Annotated in this window: 13 protein-coding genes and 1 tRNA gene; 5 read left to right on the top strand and 9 right to left on the bottom strand. The window is 72.5% G+C overall.

Annotated features, from left to right (window positions below; translation table 11 throughout):
* The first annotated feature begins 68 nt into the window (after positions 1–68).
* Positions 69–896 carry a trans-aconitate 2-methyltransferase gene (locus DEJ48_RS23140; protein WP_150217998.1) on the top strand — a complete coding sequence of 276 codons (828 nt, stop codon included), beginning with the start codon at positions 69–71 and terminating at the stop codon, positions 894–896.
* A gap of 315 nt (positions 897–1211) precedes the next feature.
* On the opposite strand, the gene DEJ48_RS23145 is transcribed toward DEJ48_RS23140, so the two are convergent.
* Entirely contained in the window at positions 1212–1898 is a 687-nt protein-coding gene (locus tag DEJ48_RS23145; protein ID WP_150217999.1) for a TetR/AcrR family transcriptional regulator, read from the bottom strand.
* Positions 1895–2956, bottom strand: coding sequence for an acyl-CoA desaturase (locus DEJ48_RS23150; RefSeq protein WP_150218000.1), 1062 nt, complete (start codon positions 2954–2956; stop codon positions 1895–1897). The genes DEJ48_RS23145 and DEJ48_RS23150 overlap by 4 nt, the downstream gene beginning before the upstream one ends.
* A gap of 281 nt (positions 2957–3237) precedes the next feature.
* On the opposite strand from DEJ48_RS23150, the gene ppc reads away from it, so the two are divergent.
* Complete coding sequence (gene ppc, locus DEJ48_RS23155) at positions 3238–5982, top strand: phosphoenolpyruvate carboxylase (RefSeq protein WP_150218001.1); 2745 nt, start codon at positions 3238–3240, stop codon at positions 5980–5982.
* A gap of 61 nt (positions 5983–6043) precedes the next feature.
* On the opposite strand, the gene pth is transcribed toward ppc, so the two are convergent.
* From pth to DEJ48_RS23180, 5 genes are all read right to left on the bottom strand, one after another.
* Positions 6044–6646 (bottom strand): aminoacyl-tRNA hydrolase, encoded by a 603-nt coding sequence (gene pth / locus DEJ48_RS23160; RefSeq protein WP_150218002.1) that lies wholly within the window; start codon positions 6644–6646, stop codon positions 6044–6046.
* Positions 6647–6755: 109 nt separating this feature from the next.
* Complete coding sequence (locus DEJ48_RS23165) at positions 6756–7346, bottom strand: 50S ribosomal protein L25/general stress protein Ctc (RefSeq protein WP_150218003.1); 591 nt, start codon at positions 7344–7346, stop codon at positions 6756–6758.
* A gap of 179 nt (positions 7347–7525) precedes the next feature.
* A complete protein-coding gene (locus tag DEJ48_RS23170) occupies positions 7526–8500 on the bottom strand; it encodes a ribose-phosphate diphosphokinase (RefSeq protein WP_150168841.1) in 975 nt (324 codons plus the stop codon).
* A gap of 113 nt (positions 8501–8613) precedes the next feature.
* Positions 8614–10062: a bifunctional UDP-N-acetylglucosamine diphosphorylase/glucosamine-1-phosphate N-acetyltransferase GlmU gene (glmU, locus tag DEJ48_RS23175; protein ID WP_150218004.1), complete on the bottom strand. Its 1449-nt coding sequence runs from the start codon at positions 10060–10062 to the stop codon at positions 8614–8616.
* Between the two features lie 133 nt (positions 10063–10195).
* Positions 10196–10268: transfer RNA gene (locus DEJ48_RS23180), tRNA-Gln, on the bottom strand.
* A gap of 279 nt (positions 10269–10547) precedes the next feature.
* Between DEJ48_RS23180 and DEJ48_RS23185 the strand changes: the two genes are divergently transcribed.
* On the top strand, positions 10548–11861 hold the full coding sequence (locus tag DEJ48_RS23185; protein ID WP_150218005.1) for a sensor histidine kinase: 1314 nt from the start codon (positions 10548–10550) through the stop codon (positions 11859–11861).
* 17 nt (positions 11862–11878) lie between these two features.
* On the opposite strand, the gene DEJ48_RS23190 is transcribed toward DEJ48_RS23185, so the two are convergent.
* Both DEJ48_RS23190 and DEJ48_RS23195 read right to left on the bottom strand, forming a co-directional pair.
* A complete protein-coding gene (locus tag DEJ48_RS23190) occupies positions 11879–12409 on the bottom strand; it encodes an SUKH-3 domain-containing protein (RefSeq protein WP_150218006.1) in 531 nt (176 codons plus the stop codon).
* Between the two features lie 50 nt (positions 12410–12459).
* Positions 12460–13074, bottom strand: coding sequence for a YwqJ-related putative deaminase (locus tag DEJ48_RS23195; RefSeq protein WP_223832169.1), 615 nt, complete (start codon positions 13072–13074; stop codon positions 12460–12462).
* Between the two features lie 308 nt (positions 13075–13382).
* On the opposite strand from DEJ48_RS23195, the gene DEJ48_RS23200 reads away from it, so the two are divergent.
* Positions 13383–14378 carry an SMI1/KNR4 family protein gene (locus DEJ48_RS23200; RefSeq protein WP_150218007.1) on the top strand — a complete coding sequence of 332 codons (996 nt, stop codon included), beginning with the start codon at positions 13383–13385 and terminating at the stop codon, positions 14376–14378.
* Between the two features lie 7 nt (positions 14379–14385).
* Positions 14386–17433 (top strand): SUKH-4 family immunity protein, encoded by a 3048-nt coding sequence (locus DEJ48_RS23205; RefSeq protein ID WP_150218008.1) that lies wholly within the window; start codon positions 14386–14388, stop codon positions 17431–17433.
* Positions 17434–17572 lie beyond the last annotated feature (139 nt).

Here is a 17572-nt window from a genome sequence, read left to right on the forward strand (position 1 = left end):
AGCTGCCCGTAATCCGCCCGGTGATCGACGGTGGTCGACCCGGATCCGAACCGAGGAGGCCTGCCCCCATGCCTGCTGCCGCCGCCACCTGGGACCCCCACCAGTACCTGCGCCACGCCGACCACCGCTCCCGCCCCTTCGCCGACCTGCTCGCCCGCGTCCCCGAACTGCCCGCCTCCGGGCACCCGCCCCGCATCGCCGACCTCGGCTGCGGCCCCGGCAACGTCACCCGGCTCCTCACGGAGCGCTGGCCCACCGCGCACGTCACCGGCTTCGACAACTCCCCGGCGATGCTCGCGAGGGCTGCCGAACTGGCGGGCCCCACGGAGGGCGGCGGCCGCCTGGACTTCGCGCCGGCGGACGCCACGGCCTGGACCCCGCCCCCCGGCACATACGACCTCATCCTCTCCAACGCCACCCTGCAGTGGGTGCCGGGCCACACGGCCTCCTTCCCGGCATGGACCGGGGCGCTGACCCCCGGCGGCACGTTCGCCTTCCAGGTGCCGGGCAACTTCGACGCCCCGAGCCACGTCCTGATGCGCGACCTCGCCGCGTCCCCTCGCTGGCGCGACCGCCTCGGCGACGTCCTGCGCCACGCGGACGCGGTGCTCTCGCCGGGGGCGTACCTGGAACGGCTCGCGGATCTCGGCTGCGAGGTCGACGCGTGGGAGACGACGTACCAGCACCTCCTCGCGGGCGAGGACCCCGTCCTCGACTGGGTGAAGGGCACGGGCCTGCGCCCGGTCCTGACGGCCCTGTCGGACGACGCGTCGGCGACGCGGACGTTCCTGGACGAGTACGGCACCCTCCTCCGCGAGGCCTACCCGCCCACACCGCACGGCACGGTGTTCCCGTTCCGCAGGGTCTTCGCGGTGGCCCGCAGGACGGACGCGTAGTGCTCACGCCCCTCCGAGGGTGCGGTGGGGAACAGGCTGGAGTTTCTGGGGCGGGGGCGACACGGGTGACTCGGCGTGTGCTGGGCGGTGCGGGGTGCACGGGTGGGTGGTGGGAGGACCCGCCGCGGAGCGGCGGAGCGGGAGGCGTGGTGAGGCCTTGACGGACCGGCCGACCTCGTTCACCAGACGGTGCGGGGTGCACGGGTGGTTGGGTGGGAGAGGCCGCCGCGGAGCGGCGGGGCAGGGCGTGGTGTGGGGCCCCGGCCAGACGGGGGACCGGACCCCGGCAGGCAGGAGAGCGGCTGACCCCGCGGGTCAGTTCTTGCGGTGGCCTATCAGGCGGGGCTTGGGCTCCAGCCCGTCCAGGCCGTGCCAGGCCAGGTTGACCAGATGGGCGGCGACCTCCGCCTTCTTCGGCTTGCGCGCGTCCAGCCACCACTGCCCGGTCAGGGCGACCATGCCGACCAGCGCCTGGGCGTACAGCGGAGCCAGTTTCTGGTCGAAGCCGCGGCCCTTGAACTCCTGGCCGAGGATGTCCTCGACCTGCGTCGCGATGTCGGAGATGAGGGAGGCGAACGTGCCCGTCGACTGCGCCACGGGCGAGTCGCGGACCAGGATGCGGAAGCCGTCCGTGTACGTCTCGATGTAGTCGAGCAGGGCGAACGCGGCCTGTTCGAGGAGTTCCCGAGGGTGCCCCGCGGTGAGCGCGCTCGTCACCATGTCCAGGAGCTGCCGCATCTCGCGGTCCACCACGACCGCGTACAGCCCCTCCTTGCCGCCGAAGTGCTCGTACACGACCGGCTTGGAGACCCCCGCCTTCGCGGCGATCTCCTCCACGGACGTGCCCTCGAAGCCCTTGGCGGCGAACAGGGTGCGGCCGATGTCCAGCAGCTGTTCCCGCCGCTCGGCACCCGTCATACGGGTCCGGCGGGTACGCCGGGGCTGCTTCTCTTTGCCGGCAGGGATGGAATCGCTGGAGTCGGTCGCCACGTCGTCAATCATGCCGCGTCGGAGGCGGCAGCCCCGCGCCGGGAGTCGGCCGCGCCCTCCGGCTTGCGGCGCGAGTCGATGCGCGACTGCGACGGCCACCGCACGTCGTAGGCCCAGCCGAGCTGCTCGCACCAGCGGATGATCCGCGCCGACGAGTCGACCTGCCCGCGCATCACCCCGTGCCGCGCCGACGTCGGGTCGGCGTGGTGGAGGTTGTGCCAGGACTCGCCGCAGGACAGCACCGCGAGCCACCACACGTTGCCCGACCGGTCACGGGACTTGAAGGGGCGCTTGCCCACCGCGTGGCAGATCGAGTTGATGGACCACGTGACGTGGTGCAGCAGTGCGACGCGGACCAGAGAGCCCCAGAAGAACGCCGTGAACGCGCCCCACCACGACATCGTGACCAGGCCGCCGACCACCGGCGGGATGGCGAGGGAAACGATCGTCCAGAACAGGAACTGGCGCGAGATCAGGCGGATCGCCGGGTCCTTGATCAGGTCAGGCGCGTACTTCTCCTGCGATGTCTGCTCCTCGTCGAACATCCATCCGATGTGCGCCCACCACAGGCCCTTCATCAGAGCGGGAACCGTCTCGCCGAAGCGCCACGGGGAGTGCGGGTCGCCCTCCGCGTCCGAGAACTTGTGGTGCTTGCGGTGGTCGGCCACCCAGCGGACGAGGGGACCCTCGACCGCCATGGAGCCCGCGACGGCCAGCGCGATGCGCAGCGGTCGCTTCGCCTTGAAGGAGCCGTGCGTGAAGTAGCGGTGGAAGCCGATGGTGATGCCGTGGCACCCCAGGTAGTACATGAAGACGAGCAGACCGAGGTCCAGCCAGCTCACGCCCCAGCCCCAGGCCAGCGGCACCGCCGCGACCAGGGCGAGGAAGGGGACGGTGATGAACAGGAGCAGGGCGATCTGTTCGAGCGAGCGTTTCTGCTCGCCGCCCAGCGTCGCCGACGGCGGCGCGGTAGCGGTGGGGGTGGCAGTGGCGGTGGCGGAGCTCGCGTCCGCCCGTGGAGCGTCGTCGATCACATCGGCCTCGGAGTACGCATCGGAAGTTGTCGTCATGGGCACGTCCCCTGTGGGGTCGAGGGTTGGGGTGGGAGCGGTGCACGGGCACGGTTCCCGCAACGGCTGCGATACCGCGTTTCCTACGGTTCCGTAACCTACGGCGACGTAAGTATGGCAGTGCGGAGCCCCGCGGCAAGAGGCCGCGAGCTCTGTGCCCGATGTGACACCTATCCTTGGAGACGGTCGGACAGCGCGGTCCGCTCTGTATCTCCCCCGGTATCCCCATCGGGGACCCCTCCCAGTCTTGAAGCGCTTCAACACTGCAAGGAGCCGCACCTGTGAGCAGTGCCGACGACCAGGGCCAGCAGGCCACCAGCACCGCCAGCACCGAGCTGCGCGCCGACATCCGCCGCCTCGGCGACCTGCTCGGCGAGACCCTCGTACGCCAGGAGGGCCCCGAGCTCCTCGAACTGGTCGAAAAGGTCCGCCGCCTGACGCGCGAGGACGGCGAGGCCGCAGCCACCCTCCTCGGCGGTACGGAACTGGAGACCGCGGCCAAGCTGGTCCGCGCCTTCTCCACGTACTTCCACCTGGCGAACGTGACGGAGCAGGTCCACCGCGGGCGCGAGCTGCGCGCCAAGCGCGCCGCCGAGGGCGGGCTGCTCGCGCGCACCGCGGACCGGCTCAAGGACGCCGACCCCGAGCACCTGCGCCAGACGGTGCAGAACCTCAACGTGCGCCCCGTCTTCACCGCGCACCCCACCGAGGCGGCCCGCCGCTCCGTGCTCAACAAGCTCCGCCGCGTCGCCGAGCTCCTGGAGACGCCGGTCATCGAGTCCGACCGGCGCCGCCACGACATCCGCCTGGCCGAGAACATCGACCTGGTGTGGCAGACCGACGAGCTGCGCGTGGTGCGCCCCGAGCCCGCCGACGAGGCCCGCAACGCCATCTACTACCTCGACGAGCTGCACGCGGGCGCCGTCGGCGACGTCCTCGAGGACCTCACCGCGGAGCTGGAGCGCGTCGGCGTCGAGCTGCCCGAGGGCACCCGCCCCCTCAGCTTCGGCACCTGGATCGGCGGCGACCGCGACGGCAACCCGAACGTGACGCCCGCCGTCACCTGGGACGTCCTGATCCTCCAGCACGAGCACGGGATCAACGACGCGCTCGACATGATCGACGAGCTGCGCGGCTTCCTCTCCAACTCGATCCGCTACACGGGAGCGACCGAGGAGCTGAAGTCCTCCCTCCAGTGCGACCTGGAGCGGCTGCCCGAGATCAGCCCCCGCTACAAGCGCCTCAACTCCGAGGAGCCCTACCGCCTCAAGGCCACCTGCATCCGGCAGAAGCTGGAGAACACCAAGCAGCGCCTGGCCAAGGGCATCCCGCACGAGGACGGCCGCGACTACCTCGGCACCGCCGAGCTCCTGCACGACCTCACGCTCATCCAGACCTCGCTGCGCGAGCACAAGGGCGCCCTCTTCGCCGACGGCCGGATGAACCGCACCATCCGCACCCTCGCCGCGTTCGGCCTCCAGCTGGCCACGATGGACGTACGCGAGCACGCGGACGCCCACCACCACGCGCTCGGCCAGCTCTTCGACCGTCTCGGCGAGGAGTCCTGGCGGTACGCGGACATGCCGCGCGAGTACCGCCAGAAGCTGCTCGCCAAGGAGCTCAGGTCCCGGCGTCCGCTCGGCCCGTCCCCGGCACCGGTCGACGCCGCGGGCGAGAAGACCCTCGGCGTCTTCCTCACCGTCAAGAAGGCCCTCGAAGTCTTCGGTCCCGAGGTCATCGAGTCGTACATCATCTCAATGTGCCAGGGCGCGGACGACGTGTTCGCCGCGGCGGTCCTCGCGCGCGAGGCGGGCCTCATCGACCTGCACGCCGGCTGGGCGAAGATCGGCATCGTGCCGCTCCTGGAGACCACCGACGAGCTGCGCGCCGCCGACGTCATCCTCGACGAGATGCTCGCCGACCCGTCGTACCGCCGCCTGGTGGCCCTGCGCGGCGACGTCCAGGAGGTCATGCTCGGCTACTCGGACTCCTCCAAGTTCGGCGGCATCACCACGTCCCAGTGGGAGATCCACCGCGCCCAGCGCCGCCTGCGCGACGTCGCGCACCGCTACGGCGTGCGCCTGCGCCTCTTCCACGGCCGCGGCGGCACCGTCGGCCGCGGCGGCGGCCCCTCGCACGACGCGATCCTCGCGCAGCCGTGGGGCACGCTGGAGGGCGAGATCAAGGTGACCGAGCAGGGCGAGGTCATCTCCGACAAGTACCTGGTCCCCTCGCTGGCCCGCGAGAACCTCGAACTGACCGTCGCGGCCACGCTGCAGGCCTCCGCCCTGCACACCGCCCCGCGCCAGTCCGACGAGGCTCTCGCCCGCTGGGACGCCGCGATGGACGTCGTCTCGGACGCCGCGCACTCCGCGTACCGCAAGCTGGTCGAGGACCCGGACCTGCCGAACTACTTCCTCGCGTCGACCCCCGTCGACCAGCTCGCCGACCTGCACCTCGGCTCCCGGCCCTCGCGCCGCCCCGGCTCGGGCGTCTCGCTCGACGGCCTGCGTGCCATTCCGTGGGTCTTCGGCTGGACCCAGTCCCGGCAGATCGTCCCCGGCTGGTTCGGCGTGGGCTCGGGCCTCAAGGCGCTGCGCGAGGCGGGCCTGGACACGGTCCTGGACGAGATGCACGAGCACTGGCACTTCTTCCGCAACTTCGTCTCCAACGTGGAGATGACGCTCGCGAAGACGGACCTGCGCATCGCCAGGCACTACGTGGACACCCTCGTGCCCGACGAGCTCAAGCACGTCTTCGCCATGATCGAGGAAGAGCACGAACTGACCGTCCGCGAGGTCCTGCGCATCACGGGCGGGGACGAACTCCTCGACTCCCACCCGGCGCTCCAGCAGACCTTCGCGATCCGCGACGCCTACCTGGACCCGATCTCGTACCTCCAGGTCGCGCTCCTGAAGCGCCAGCGGGACGCGGCAGCCGCGGGCACCGACCCGGACCCGCTGCTCGGACGGGCCCTGCTGCTCACCGTCAACGGTGTCGCGGCGGGTCTGCGCAACACGGGCTGACCGACGGAAAGGGCCCCCGCACCGCTCAGGCGGTGCGGGGGCCCTTCTGTTTGCGGTCCGTTCAGGAGTTGTACGTGCTCTGCGCCCGCTCCAGGCCCTCGGTGATCAGCGCCTCCACCGAGTCCGCCGCGCGGTCCACGAAGTAGTCGAGTTCCTTGCGCTCCGTCGAGGAGAAGTCCTTGAGGACGAAGTCCGCCACCTGCATGCGGCCCGGGGGGCGGCCGATGCCGAAGCGGATGCGGTGGTAGTCGGGGCCCATCGCCTTGGTCATCGACTTGAGGCCGTTGTGGCCGTTGTCGCCGCCGCCCAGCTTCAGGCGCAGCGTGCCGTAGTCGATGTCCAGCTCGTCGTGGACCGCGACGATGTTCGCCGTGGGGACCTTGTAGAAGTCGCGGAGCGCGGTGACGGGGCCGCCCGAGACGTTCATGTACGACATGGGCTTGACCAGGATGACGCGGCGGTTGGCGGGGCCCGGCGCGCCGATCCGGCCCTCGACCACCTGTGCCTGCGCCTTGCCGGCCCGTTTGAACTTGCCGCCGATGCGCTGCGCGAGCAGGTCGGCCACCATGAAGCCCACGTTGTGCCGGTTCATGGCGTACTCAGGGCCCGGATTGCCGAGGCCCGCGATCAGCCAGGGGGCGCTGGCGTCGGTCGTCACGTGCATGTCTCCTTCATACGCGCATCACTGGCTCGAAGGCCCGTAGGCCTCACGCGCGGCAGCCGCCGCCCCCGTGGGGAGCGGCGGCTGCCGTGTGGACGTGTGTCGCCGAGGCTCAGGCCTCGTCGCCCTCGCCCTCGGCGTCCTCGGCCGGGGCCTCCTCGGCCTGCGCGGCCAGGACCTGCAGGACGACGGCGTCGTCCTCGACGGCCAGCGTGGTGCCGGAGGGCAGCGGGATGTCCTTGGCGAGGACCGACGCGCCGGCGTCCAGGCCCGCCACGGAGACGGTGACCGACTCCGGGATGTGGGTGGCCTCGGCCTCGACCGGGAGGGTGTTCAGGACGTGCTCGAGCAGGTTGTTGCCCGGCGCCAGGTCGCCCTCGGTGTGGACGGGGACCTCGACGGTGACCTTCTCGCCGCGCTTCACGATGAGCAGGTCGACGTGCTCGAGGATGCCGATGCGGAGGGCGTCGCGCTGGACGGCCTTCGGGATGACGAGCTCGCTCTTGCCCTCGATGTCCAGGTTGATCAGGACGTTCGGGGTCTTCAGCGCCATGAGGGTGTCGTGGTGCGGAAGGGCGATGTGGACCGGCTCCGAGCCGTGGCCGTAGACGACGGCGGGCAGCTTGTCGGCGCGACGCAGACGGCGGGCGGCACCCTTGCCGAACTCGGAACGGGTCTCGGCGGTGATCTTCACCTCGGACATGTGCACTCCTCGTATATGCAGTGACGGAAAAGAATCGGTCACCCGGCCACGAACGGCCTGCTACGAAGAGCGCGTCGATAACGGACAGCCACACAGAAAGTGCGGCCTCCCTCGCCGAGCAACTTCAGCAGTCTACTCGGCGACGGAGGCCGCACCAAAAGGATCTTCTACCGGTCGTTCTACTGCTCGTCGAAGAGGCTCGTCACCGAACCGTCCTCGAAGACCTCGCGCACCGCGTTCGCGATCGTCGGCGCGATGGAGAGCACCGTGATCTTGTCGAGCTCCAGCTCGCTCGGCGTGGGCAGCGTGTCCGTGAAGACGAACTCGCTGACCTTCGAGTTCTTCAGGCGGTCCGCGGCGGGGCCCGACAGGACACCGTGCGTGGCCGTCACGATGACGTCCTCCGCGCCGTGCGCGAACAGGGCGTCGGCGGCGGCGCAGATCGTGCCGCCCGTGTCGATCATGTCGTCGACCAGGACGCAGACGCGGCCCTTCACCTCACCGACGACCTCGTGCACGGTGACCTGGTTCGCGACGTCCTTGTCGCGGCGCTTGTGCACGATCGCGAGCGGCGCGCCGAGACGGTCGCACCAGCGGTCGGCGACGCGCACGCGGCCGGCGTCGGGGGAGACCACGGTCAGCTTCGAGCGGTCGACCTTCGCGCCCACGTAGTCCGCGAGGATCGGCAGCGCGAAGAGGTGGTCGACCGGGCCGTCGAAGAAGCCCTGGATCTGGTCGGTGTGCAGGTCGACCGTGAGGATGCGGTCGGCACCCGCGGTCTTCATGAGGTCCGCGATCAGACGCGCCGAGATCGGTTCACGCCCGCGGTGCTTCTTGTCCTGGCGCGCGTAACCGTAGAACGGCACGATGACGGTGATGGAGCGGGCCGACGCGCGCTTCAGCGCGTCGATCATGATCAGCTGCTCCATGATCCACTTGTTGATCGGAGCGGTGTGGCTCTGGATCAGGAAGCAGTCGGCGCCGCGCGCCGACTCCTGGTAGCGGACGTAGATCTCGCCGTTGGCGAAATCGAAGGCCTTCGTCGGCACGATGCCGACACCCAGCTTGTGTGCGACCTCCTCGGCCAACTCGGGGTGGGCGCGGCCGGAGAAGAGCATCAGCTTCTTCTCGCCGGTCGTCTTGATCCCGGTCACAGCACTGTCTCCTCAGAGAGTTCTTCCCGCTGCCGTACTCACGCGTCCCGGTGCGTCGAGTCGGCCGAATGTGCACTATCACGGTACGCCGTGTCCGGCGCACCTGTTTCCGGTCAGCTTTCGCCGGCCGGCTCCCGGGACGCCGCCTCGGCCGCCTTCGCGGCCGCGCTCCCCGGACGCTTTCGGGCCACCCAGCCCTCGATATTCCGCTGCTGGCCCCGCGCGACGGCCAGCGAACCCGCCGGCACGTCCTTCGTGATCACGGACCCGGCGGCGGTGTAGGCACCGTCCCCGACCGTGACAGGAGCCACAAACATGTTGTCCGAACCGGTCCGGCAGTGGGACCCGACCGTGGTGTGGTGCTTGGCCTGGCCGTCGTAGTTCACGAAGACGCTCGCGGCACCGATGTTGGAGTGCTCGCCGATCGTCGCGTCGCCCACGTACGACAGGTGCGGCACCTTCGAGCCGTCGCCGATCGTCGCGTTCTTCATCTCCACATACGTACCCGCCTTTGACTTGACTCCAAGCCGGGTACCGGGGCGCAGATACGCGAACGGGCCGACGAGCGCCTGCTCCCCGATCTCCGCGGTGTCCGCGACGCTGTTGTCCACCCGCGCCCCCGCACCCACCGAGGTGTCCTTCAGGCGGGTGTTCGGGCCGACCTCGCAGCCCTTGCCGAGGTGCGTGGCGCCGTGCAGCTGCGTGCCCGGCTGGATGACCGCGTCGCGCTCGAACGTCACCGTCGCGTCCACCCACGTCGACGCCGGGTCCACGACCGTCACGCCGGCCAGCATCGCGCCGGTGAGCAGCCGGTCGTTCAACGTGCGCCGGGCCTGTGCCAGTTGGACGCGGTTGTTGATGCCCGCGATCTCCTCGTGGTCGTCCGCCACGGCGGCGCCGACGCGGTGCCCGGCCTCGCGCAGGATGCCGAGTACGTCGGTCAGGTACTCCTCGCCCTGGCTGTTGTCCGTGCGGACCTTGCCGAGCGCCTCGGTGAGGAGCCGGCCGTCGAAGGCGAAGACCCCGGAGTTGATCTCGCGGATCGCGTGCTGCGCCTCGGTCGCGTCCTTGTGCTCGACGATCGCGGTGACGGAGCCGTCGGCGCCGTCGCGCACGATGCGGCCGTAGCCGGTCGCGTCCGGCACCTCGGCGGTCAGCACGGTCACGGCGTTGCCGTCGTCGTCGTGCACGGCGGCGAGCTTCTGGAGCGTCGCGCCCGTGAGGAGGGGGGTGTCGCCGCAGACCACCACGACGGTGCCGTCGACCGTGCCGCCGAGCTCCTCCAGGCCGATGCGGACCGCGTGCCCGGTGCCGTTCTGCTCGGCCTGGTAGGCGGTGCGGACCTGCGGGGCGATGGCCCCCAGGTGCTCGCGGACCTGGTCGCTCTGGAAACCGACGACGGTGACGAGCTGCTCGGGCGAGAGCGCGGAGGCGGCGTGGAGCACGTGTCCGATGAGGGAACGTCCACAGATGTCGTGCAGGACCTTCGGCCGGTCCGACTTCATACGGGTGCCCTCACCCGCTGCGAGGACGACGACGGCTGCCGGGCAGGTTGCGCTCACGGGGGATGCCCTTCGGCTTCGGATGGGTTGGGGTTCCTCTGTGGGAGGACATCCGCAGGATACCGGGGCGTTGTGCGGTGGAAATGAGGGCGGGTCCCGACCTCGGCGGTCAGGACCCGGATAAAGCGTGCAGCTCCCCCATCAGGATTCGAACCTGAACAGACGGTACCAAAAACCGCAGTGCTGCCTGATTACACCATGGGGGATCAAACTCGACCGAACCGGACATTCCGTCAGGTCGCCGAATCAGCACGCAACACTATGCCGTACCGACCCCCTTCGACGCGACGGTGGAGATCCCCATCCGGCCGTCAGCGGGTCGCGGCCGGGTTGCGGAATGTGGACGTCCGGTCGTAAATCATGAGGGGTTCAGCAGTTCGAGGGATATCGGAAGGTTTCGCTTCCGCTCGAACAGGGCGTGTGCTGGATCACCGAGCCGGAAATGCACCGGAAAACCGGGGCGGGACGCCCGTACGCTGGAAGACATGACCACGACGGGGGACGACCGCACCACGGCCATGACCGGGCCGTGGTGGTGGGAGCGGTGGCGCGGTGCCGCGCTGGATGCGGGGCTTGCCGTGCTGTCCGCGGCGGAGTGCGGGGCGGAGGGAGTGGCCTTCGCGCGCGACGCGGGACTGCCCGTCCCGGTGGGGGTCGGCTTCGGCGTGCTCGCGGGAGCCGCGCTGCTGATCCGGCGGCGCTGGCCGATCGCCGTCGTCCTGATATCGATCGCCATCACGCCCGCCCAGATGGGCGTCCTGCTGACCGTCGTCGGCCTGTACACGCTGGCCGCCTCCGAGCTGCCGCGCCGCATCATCGGCGCGCTGGCCGGCATGTCGATGGCGGGCACCCTCGTCGTCGCGCTGGTGCGGGCCAACCAGGACATGGCCGAAGGCAGCCCCTCGATCGGCAGCGAGTTCATCCCCTTCTTCGCGGTGACCGCCGCGATCGGCGTGACCGCGCCCCCCGTCCTCCTCGGGCTGTACGTGGGAGCGCGCCGCCGCCTCGTCGAGGGCATGCGGGAGCGCGCCGACAGCCTGGAGCGGGAGCTCCAGCTCCTCGCGGAGCGCGCCGAGGAACGCGCGGAGTGGGCGCGCAACGAGGAGCGGACGCGGATCGCCCGCGAGATGCACGACGTGGTCGCCCACCGCGTGAGCCTGATGGTCGTGCACGCCGCGGCCCTGCAGGCGGTGGCGCGCAAGGACCCCGAGAAGGCGGTCAGGAACGCCGCGCTCGTCGGCGACATGGGACGTCAGGCGCTGACCGAGCTCCGCGAGATGCTCGGGGTGCTGCGCACGGGCGACGGCACGAAGGCGAAGGCGGAGAAGCCCGCCGAGCCGCCGCTGGCCGCCGTGGCCTTCGCGGCCGCCGCGGCGGCGTCCCGCGCGGTCGACGAGGACGGCCCGTGCCTCGCGGAGCTGGAGGAACTGGTGGGCCAGTCGCGGACCGCGGGCATGGCGGTGGACCTGTCGGTGGAGGGCGAGGCGCGTGACTGCTCCGCGGAGGTGGAGCAGACGGCGTACCGGGTGGTGCAGGAGGCGCTGACCAACGTCCACAAGCACGCGGCGGGCGCGAAGACGCACGTACGGCTCGCGTACCGCAGCGCGGAGATCGCGATGCAGGTGGAGAACGAGCCCCCGCCCGAGGCCGACGCCTCGTCCGACGCCCGGCTGCCGAGCGGCGGCAACGGCCTCGTCGGCATGCGGGAGCGCGTGATGGCCCTGGGTGGGGTGTTCGTCTCGGGGCCGACGGACGGGGGCGGCTTCCGGGTGTCGGCGGTGCTTCCGGCGGCCGCGTAGAGGGTTGGCGGGTTGTCCTATATCCCCGAGCTCGCCGACAGGCGGGTGGGCTGGGCGCCGGTGATGAGCGTGGCCAGGGCCTGGTCGATGTGGGCGCCGAGGAACCAGTCGCCGCTGTGGTCGAGGCTGTAGACGCGGCCCTCGGTGTCGATGGCGAGCAGCGCCTGGTTGTCCGGTTCCTCGCCGATCGGGCAGAGCTCGGTGCCCAGCGCGCGGCCCAGGTCGCCGAGGGTACGGGCGAGGTGGAGGCCGTACATCGGGTCGAGGTGCACTGTGGCGGGCGCTATCTGGCGGCCGGGGCCCTGCGGGGTGATGTGCAGGCCGCCGAACTCCGCCCACGCCTCGACGGCCGCGGGGAAGACGGTGTGCCGGTGTCCGGCCGGCGAGGTGTGGCGGCGCAGGGCGTCCGCCCAGATCTCGGCCTGCTTTATGTCCCAGTGGCCCGGGCGCCAGCCGGCGGCGCGCAGGGCGGCGTCGACGGGGACGGGGAAGCGGGTGCTGCCGCCGGTGCCGGGTGCGGCGGCGGTGGCGGGGTGGTCGGGGTGCATGGGGTGGTAACCCTCGTTCGGGTGGTGGGGCCGGTCGGCCGGGCGGCGGATCAGGCTTCGGTGGCCGTGGGGTCGACGACGCGGACACCGAAGTGGGCGGTGAGCGCGGTGCAGGAACGGCAGGGCTGGGCGAAGTGCCCGTGCAGGGGGTCGCCGTCCTCACGGATGCGGCGGGTGGTGAGCTTCCCGTGCTTGAGCGCCTTGCGGGCCTCGCCGTTGGTCATCGGCTTGCGCGAGGCGCGCTTGGATCGGCTCGCGTCGGCCGCCGTGAGGTGGCGGGAGATGAGGATGGCCTCGGCACAGCGGCCCGTGAAGCGCTCACGCTGCCCGCTGGTGAGGGCGTCGAGGAAGTCCTGGACGAGCGGATGGAGCGCCGGGGGCTCCTCGCCGCGGCCCGCGGTGCACGTGAGGGTGGTCTGGCCGCGCACGGAGAGGGCGGCGGCGACGGTGGGCAGGATGCCGTCGCGGCGCTGACGCAGGATGGGCGCGTGGGCGGCGGTCGCGCTCCAGCCGACGCGTGGGTCTCCGGCCGTGTGTGCGGCCTGCGCGGCCTGCGCCGCCTGCGTGGCCGTCGGGACGGTGGCCGGGGCCGTGCCGTCGCCGGTCGTGGCGCCCGCCGTCGTGGCCAGTGTCTGGCCGGACATGCTGCTCTGTGCCGTCTGCATCGTGCTCTTCCCTCCCCCTGCTCGCGGCCGTCACCGCGTGTACAACGCCCCCGCGTCGCGGGGACAGCCTGCCAAATGGGGCGGGTGGTGCGGAAGCTGGGGCACTGCGACACGCCTGGCTTTCCGCCGGGATTCGTCACACGGTGACGGTCCGGTGGCTGGTGGTCATGGAACCGGAGGCCCGGTGACCGGTGCCGCCCTTGCGCATAGGCTGTGTCGACATCGCGGGACCGGAAACCGCGGAAGCGGGACCGGAAACCGCAGAAAAAGAACCAGAACCTTCCACAGTGCCGCAGGGGGCAACCGCCATGACGACAGGTCGGCTGGGGCAGCAGTCAGCGCCGCCGAACGCGGCCTACGCCGGGCAGGTCGTGCACTTCCCGGACCCGGTCCGTGCCGCCCGCCATCCCAGAGGCGTGCGGGTGGACGAGCGCGGTTACCCGGACTTCTCGGCGTACGCCCGCGCGGCCGCCGAGATCGCCGAGCCCCCCGAGGGCTTCGGAGTCGACGAACTGCGCCTGACGGACTACGTGTCGGCGAACGCGGCGATGGCGGCGGCGGACCACGACCTGTGGGACACGATCCCCGCGGTGGCGACCCCGCACGGCTGGACCTGGCACCACGTGCCGAACAGCCGCCGCCTCGAACTCGTCCCCGTCGAGGTGAAGGCGCTGCTGCGGCACCACGGCGGCATCGCGACGACGGCCGTGGACCAGAACAAGAGGGGCACGCGTCCGCTGCAGGAGACGCGCCCCGCCCACTTCGGCCTGCCGAAGGCCGCGGTCGCGGTGACGGAAGGGCAGGTGCAGAGCGTCGAGGAGGACCTCGGCTACCGGCTGCCCGGCGCCTACCGCTCGTTCCTGAAGGCCGCGGGCGGCTGCGCGCCGGTCGGCGCCGCGCTCGACGCGGAGCTCGGACTCCTCGTGGACCAGCCGTTCTTCACGGTGCGGGACGAGGCCGCGGTCAACGACCTGGTGTACGTGAACAAGTGCCTGCGCGACCACCTCACCAAGGACTACCTGGGTGTCGCTTTCGTGCAGGGCGGCCTGCTCGCCGTGAAGGTGAAGGGCGACCGGATCGGCTCGGTGTGGTTCTGCGCGTACGACGACGCGCGTGACGTCTCGGAGGCGGCCGGGTGGCCCCCTGCCGAGCGGGTGCGGCAGCTGCTGCTGCCGTGCGGCGACGACTTCGACGCGTTCCTGTCCCGGCTCGCGGGCAATCCGCCGGAGCTGGAGACCGTGGCGAACCTGATGGTGGACGGCGGCTTCGCGCACGCCGTCTCCGTGTCCTCGGGTGGGGAGTGACGTAACGATGGTGACCTTCGCACAGGCGCAGGAGCGCGCCGAGGAATGGATCAACGGCGACGTGCCGGGCTACCAGCACCGTGAGGTGCGGGTGCGGGAGTTCGACCTCGGGTTCGTGGTGTGGGCCGAGGACCGGGAGAACGGTCCGGTGTCCGACGGTGGCGGGCAGCGGCTCGTCATCGCGCGGGACAGCGGCGAGGCGACGCTCTGGCCGAGCCTCGCGGTCGGTGAGGTGATCCGCCGGTACGAGGAGGAGTACGGCCTGCCGGACACGGCGCCGCAGGACGCGGTGCCTGCCCCGCCCGAGCGGGTCGACCTCAACCAGACGTCGTTCCTGCTGACTCCTCCGGAGTGGCTCCAGGAGGCGGCGGACAAGCTGGGCATCCCGGACCGGCGCGCGGAGGCGCGGGGTTCGGGGGGCGAGGAGTCGGCGGGGTCCTCGGGCTCTGCGGGGTCCTCGGGGGCCGCGGGCTCCGCAGCTCCCGAGCCGCCTGCTTCCTCGGGCCCGCCTGCCGCGCCTGAGGCTCCGGCCGCGCCTGCTGAGCCTTTCGCGCCCGCCGGACCCGCGGCTCCGGACCCTCTCGCCGCGCCTGCGGCGCCCGAGGCTCCGGCGGCGCCGTTCGCGCCGGCCGCGGCCGAGGCCGCGTCCGCCGCTCCCGGTGGCGGTACGCCGTGGCCCGCGGCCGGGGGTTCGGCCGAGGACTCCGTGCCGGAGCGGATGCCGGAGCCCGTCGCCGGGTCCGACGACAGCCTGCCCGCGACGTCGGCGGGCGTGCCGGCCGACGCGACCCCGTGGGCCGGCACCGACACCAACGCCGATGCGGGCGAGGACCATTCGGTGCCGCTGCCCGCCACGGTGTTCGCGCCGCCGCTCACCGGCCTCGACGACGACGAGACGCCGCCGCCGGCCACCACGCCAGAGGCCAAGACGGCGCTGATGCACGGGGGCAGCGGGCTGCCGGCGACGGCGATCGCGCCCGCGCTGGACGACCCGGCACCGGGCGGCCCCGCCTCTCCGGCCGCCCCCGCGGGGCCGCCGCCGAACGCGCCGCAGCCTCCGGCCGGTGCACCGGCGCCTCTCCCGCCGCCGCCCGGCGCTCAGGGCACCTCCGCCCCGCAGCCGCCGCCGGCCGGTCCGTCGACGCCTCTTCCCCCGCCGTCCGGCGCTCCGAGTGCCTCGGCCCCGCAGCCGCCGAACTCGCCGCAGCCCCCCGCCGGTTCGCCGACGCCTCCGCCGTCCGGCGCTCCGAGCGCTGCGGACGCCTCCGCGTACGGATATCCGCAGCCGCCCGCCGCACCGGCGGCCGGGGACATCGCGGACGCCGCCACGCACAAGGCGGGCCCGAGCACGCCGCCGCCCTCCGGGCCCGGCGCCCCCGGCACGCCCGCCGGTGGCTACGTACCGACGCAGCTCGTCTCCTCACTGGGCCCGGACGGACCGAAGCCGCCCGCGGCCCCCGGCGCCCCGACGCCGCCCGGTCCGCCCGGTGCTCCGGGTACGCCTCCGGGTGGTGTGCATCACGCGGCGACGATGCTGGCCGACCCGAGCATGGGTGGCGGCTTGAAGCCGCCGGGTGCACCCGGCGCGCCAGGGGCTCCCGGCGCTCCGGGCACGCCCCCCGGCGCGCCCCAGCCGCCCGGCCCGCCCGGCGCACCCCAGCCGCCCGGCCCGCCCGGCGCACCCCAGCCGCCCGGTCCGCCCGGTGCTCCGGGTACGCCTCCCGGTGGTGTGCATCACGCGGCGACGATGCTGGCCGACCCGAGCATGGGCGGCGGCCTGAAGCCGCCCGGCGCCCAGGGCGCACCCCAGCCCCCCGGTCCGCCCGGCGCTCCCGGCGCCCCCCAGCCTCCGGGCCCGCCCGGTGCCCCCGGCGCCCCCGGCACGCCCCCGCCCCCCGGCGGTGGCGGTGTCCACCACGCCGCGACCATGCTGGCCGGACCCGCGGTCGGCGGACCCGGCGCGCCCGGGATGCCGCCGCCGCCCGCACCGGGCCAGCACGCACCCGGACCCGGCGTACCTCCCGGCATGCCCGGTGCCCCCGGCGGTCAGCCGTACGGCTATCCGCAGCCGCCCACCGGTCAGCCCACCGTCGGCCCCGGCTACCAGGCCGTGCTGCGCTACCGCGCCGCCGACGGGTCCGAGCAGCAGCTCATCCGGCGCTCGGCGCCCGGTACGCCGCACCCGGAGTGGCAGATCCTGCACGAGCTGCGCGGCATGAACGTGCCGCCGCAGCAGGTGCTTGAGCTCCACACCGAGCTGGAGTCCTGCGAGCTGCCCGGCGCGTACTGCGCGCGGATGATCAGGGAGACCTGGCCGCAGGCGCGGATCACGTCGATCGCCCCGTACGGCAGGGACCACGCGTCCCGTCAGCAGGGCATGCAGCAGCTCCTCGCCCACCAGGGGGAGCTGCACCAGGTCGCGGACGGTCCCGCGAGGCCCGCGCCGGTGCGTGCCCCGTTGCAGCAGATGCCGCCCGCGCCGCCGATCCCGCCGGAGGGCGTCGCACAGGAGCTGGCCGCGGCCTTCGGACCCGGCATCTTCCGGTTCGACCAGCGGGCCGTCTCGCGGCAGGGCGTGCCGGACATCGTGGCGCACACCCTCGTCGTGGCGGGCCTGCCCGTCGACTTCGGGCCGTTCTTCTGGGCGCAGGCCCAGCCGGGCCGCCCCGTGCCGACGCTGGCCGAGCTGGCGCAGGAGCGGGGGGTGCAGCCCGCGTCGGACGCCGGGTCGTACCTGGTGATGGGCAGCGACTTCGGGCGTGCGCTGTGCGTGCAGTACGGCACGGCGAACATCGTGGCGGTGCCGGTGGAGGCCGGTCCCGGCGGCGCCCCCGTGCCGCCGCAGTTCGTGAACACGGGGCTGCCCGAGTTCGCGCGCTGCATGGCGCTGCTGGGCCGGATGTGGCGGCTGCGGTTCGGGCTCAACCAGGAGCAGGCCGGCCGCTGGACCGTCGACTTCCAGAACCAGCTGGCCGCGCTCGACCCGGCGGCGCTCGCGTCGCCGGAGAGCTGGTGGTCCGTGCTTCTCGAGCAGATGTGGGACGGGCTGCTGTAGCGCGCGGCGCGCACGTGACGACGAGGCGCCCGCCCCACCCCGTGCCCGGGGGTCGGGGCGGGCGCCTCGCCCATTCGGGGCGCGAGCGGCGGGAATGTCGCCCCGATTCCGACTTCCGGCGCCAATTGACGCATCCTTG

The organism is Streptomyces venezuelae (genome assembly GCF_008642315.1).
GTDB classification, from domain to species: domain Bacteria; phylum Actinomycetota; class Actinomycetes; order Streptomycetales; family Streptomycetaceae; genus Streptomyces; species Streptomyces venezuelae_D.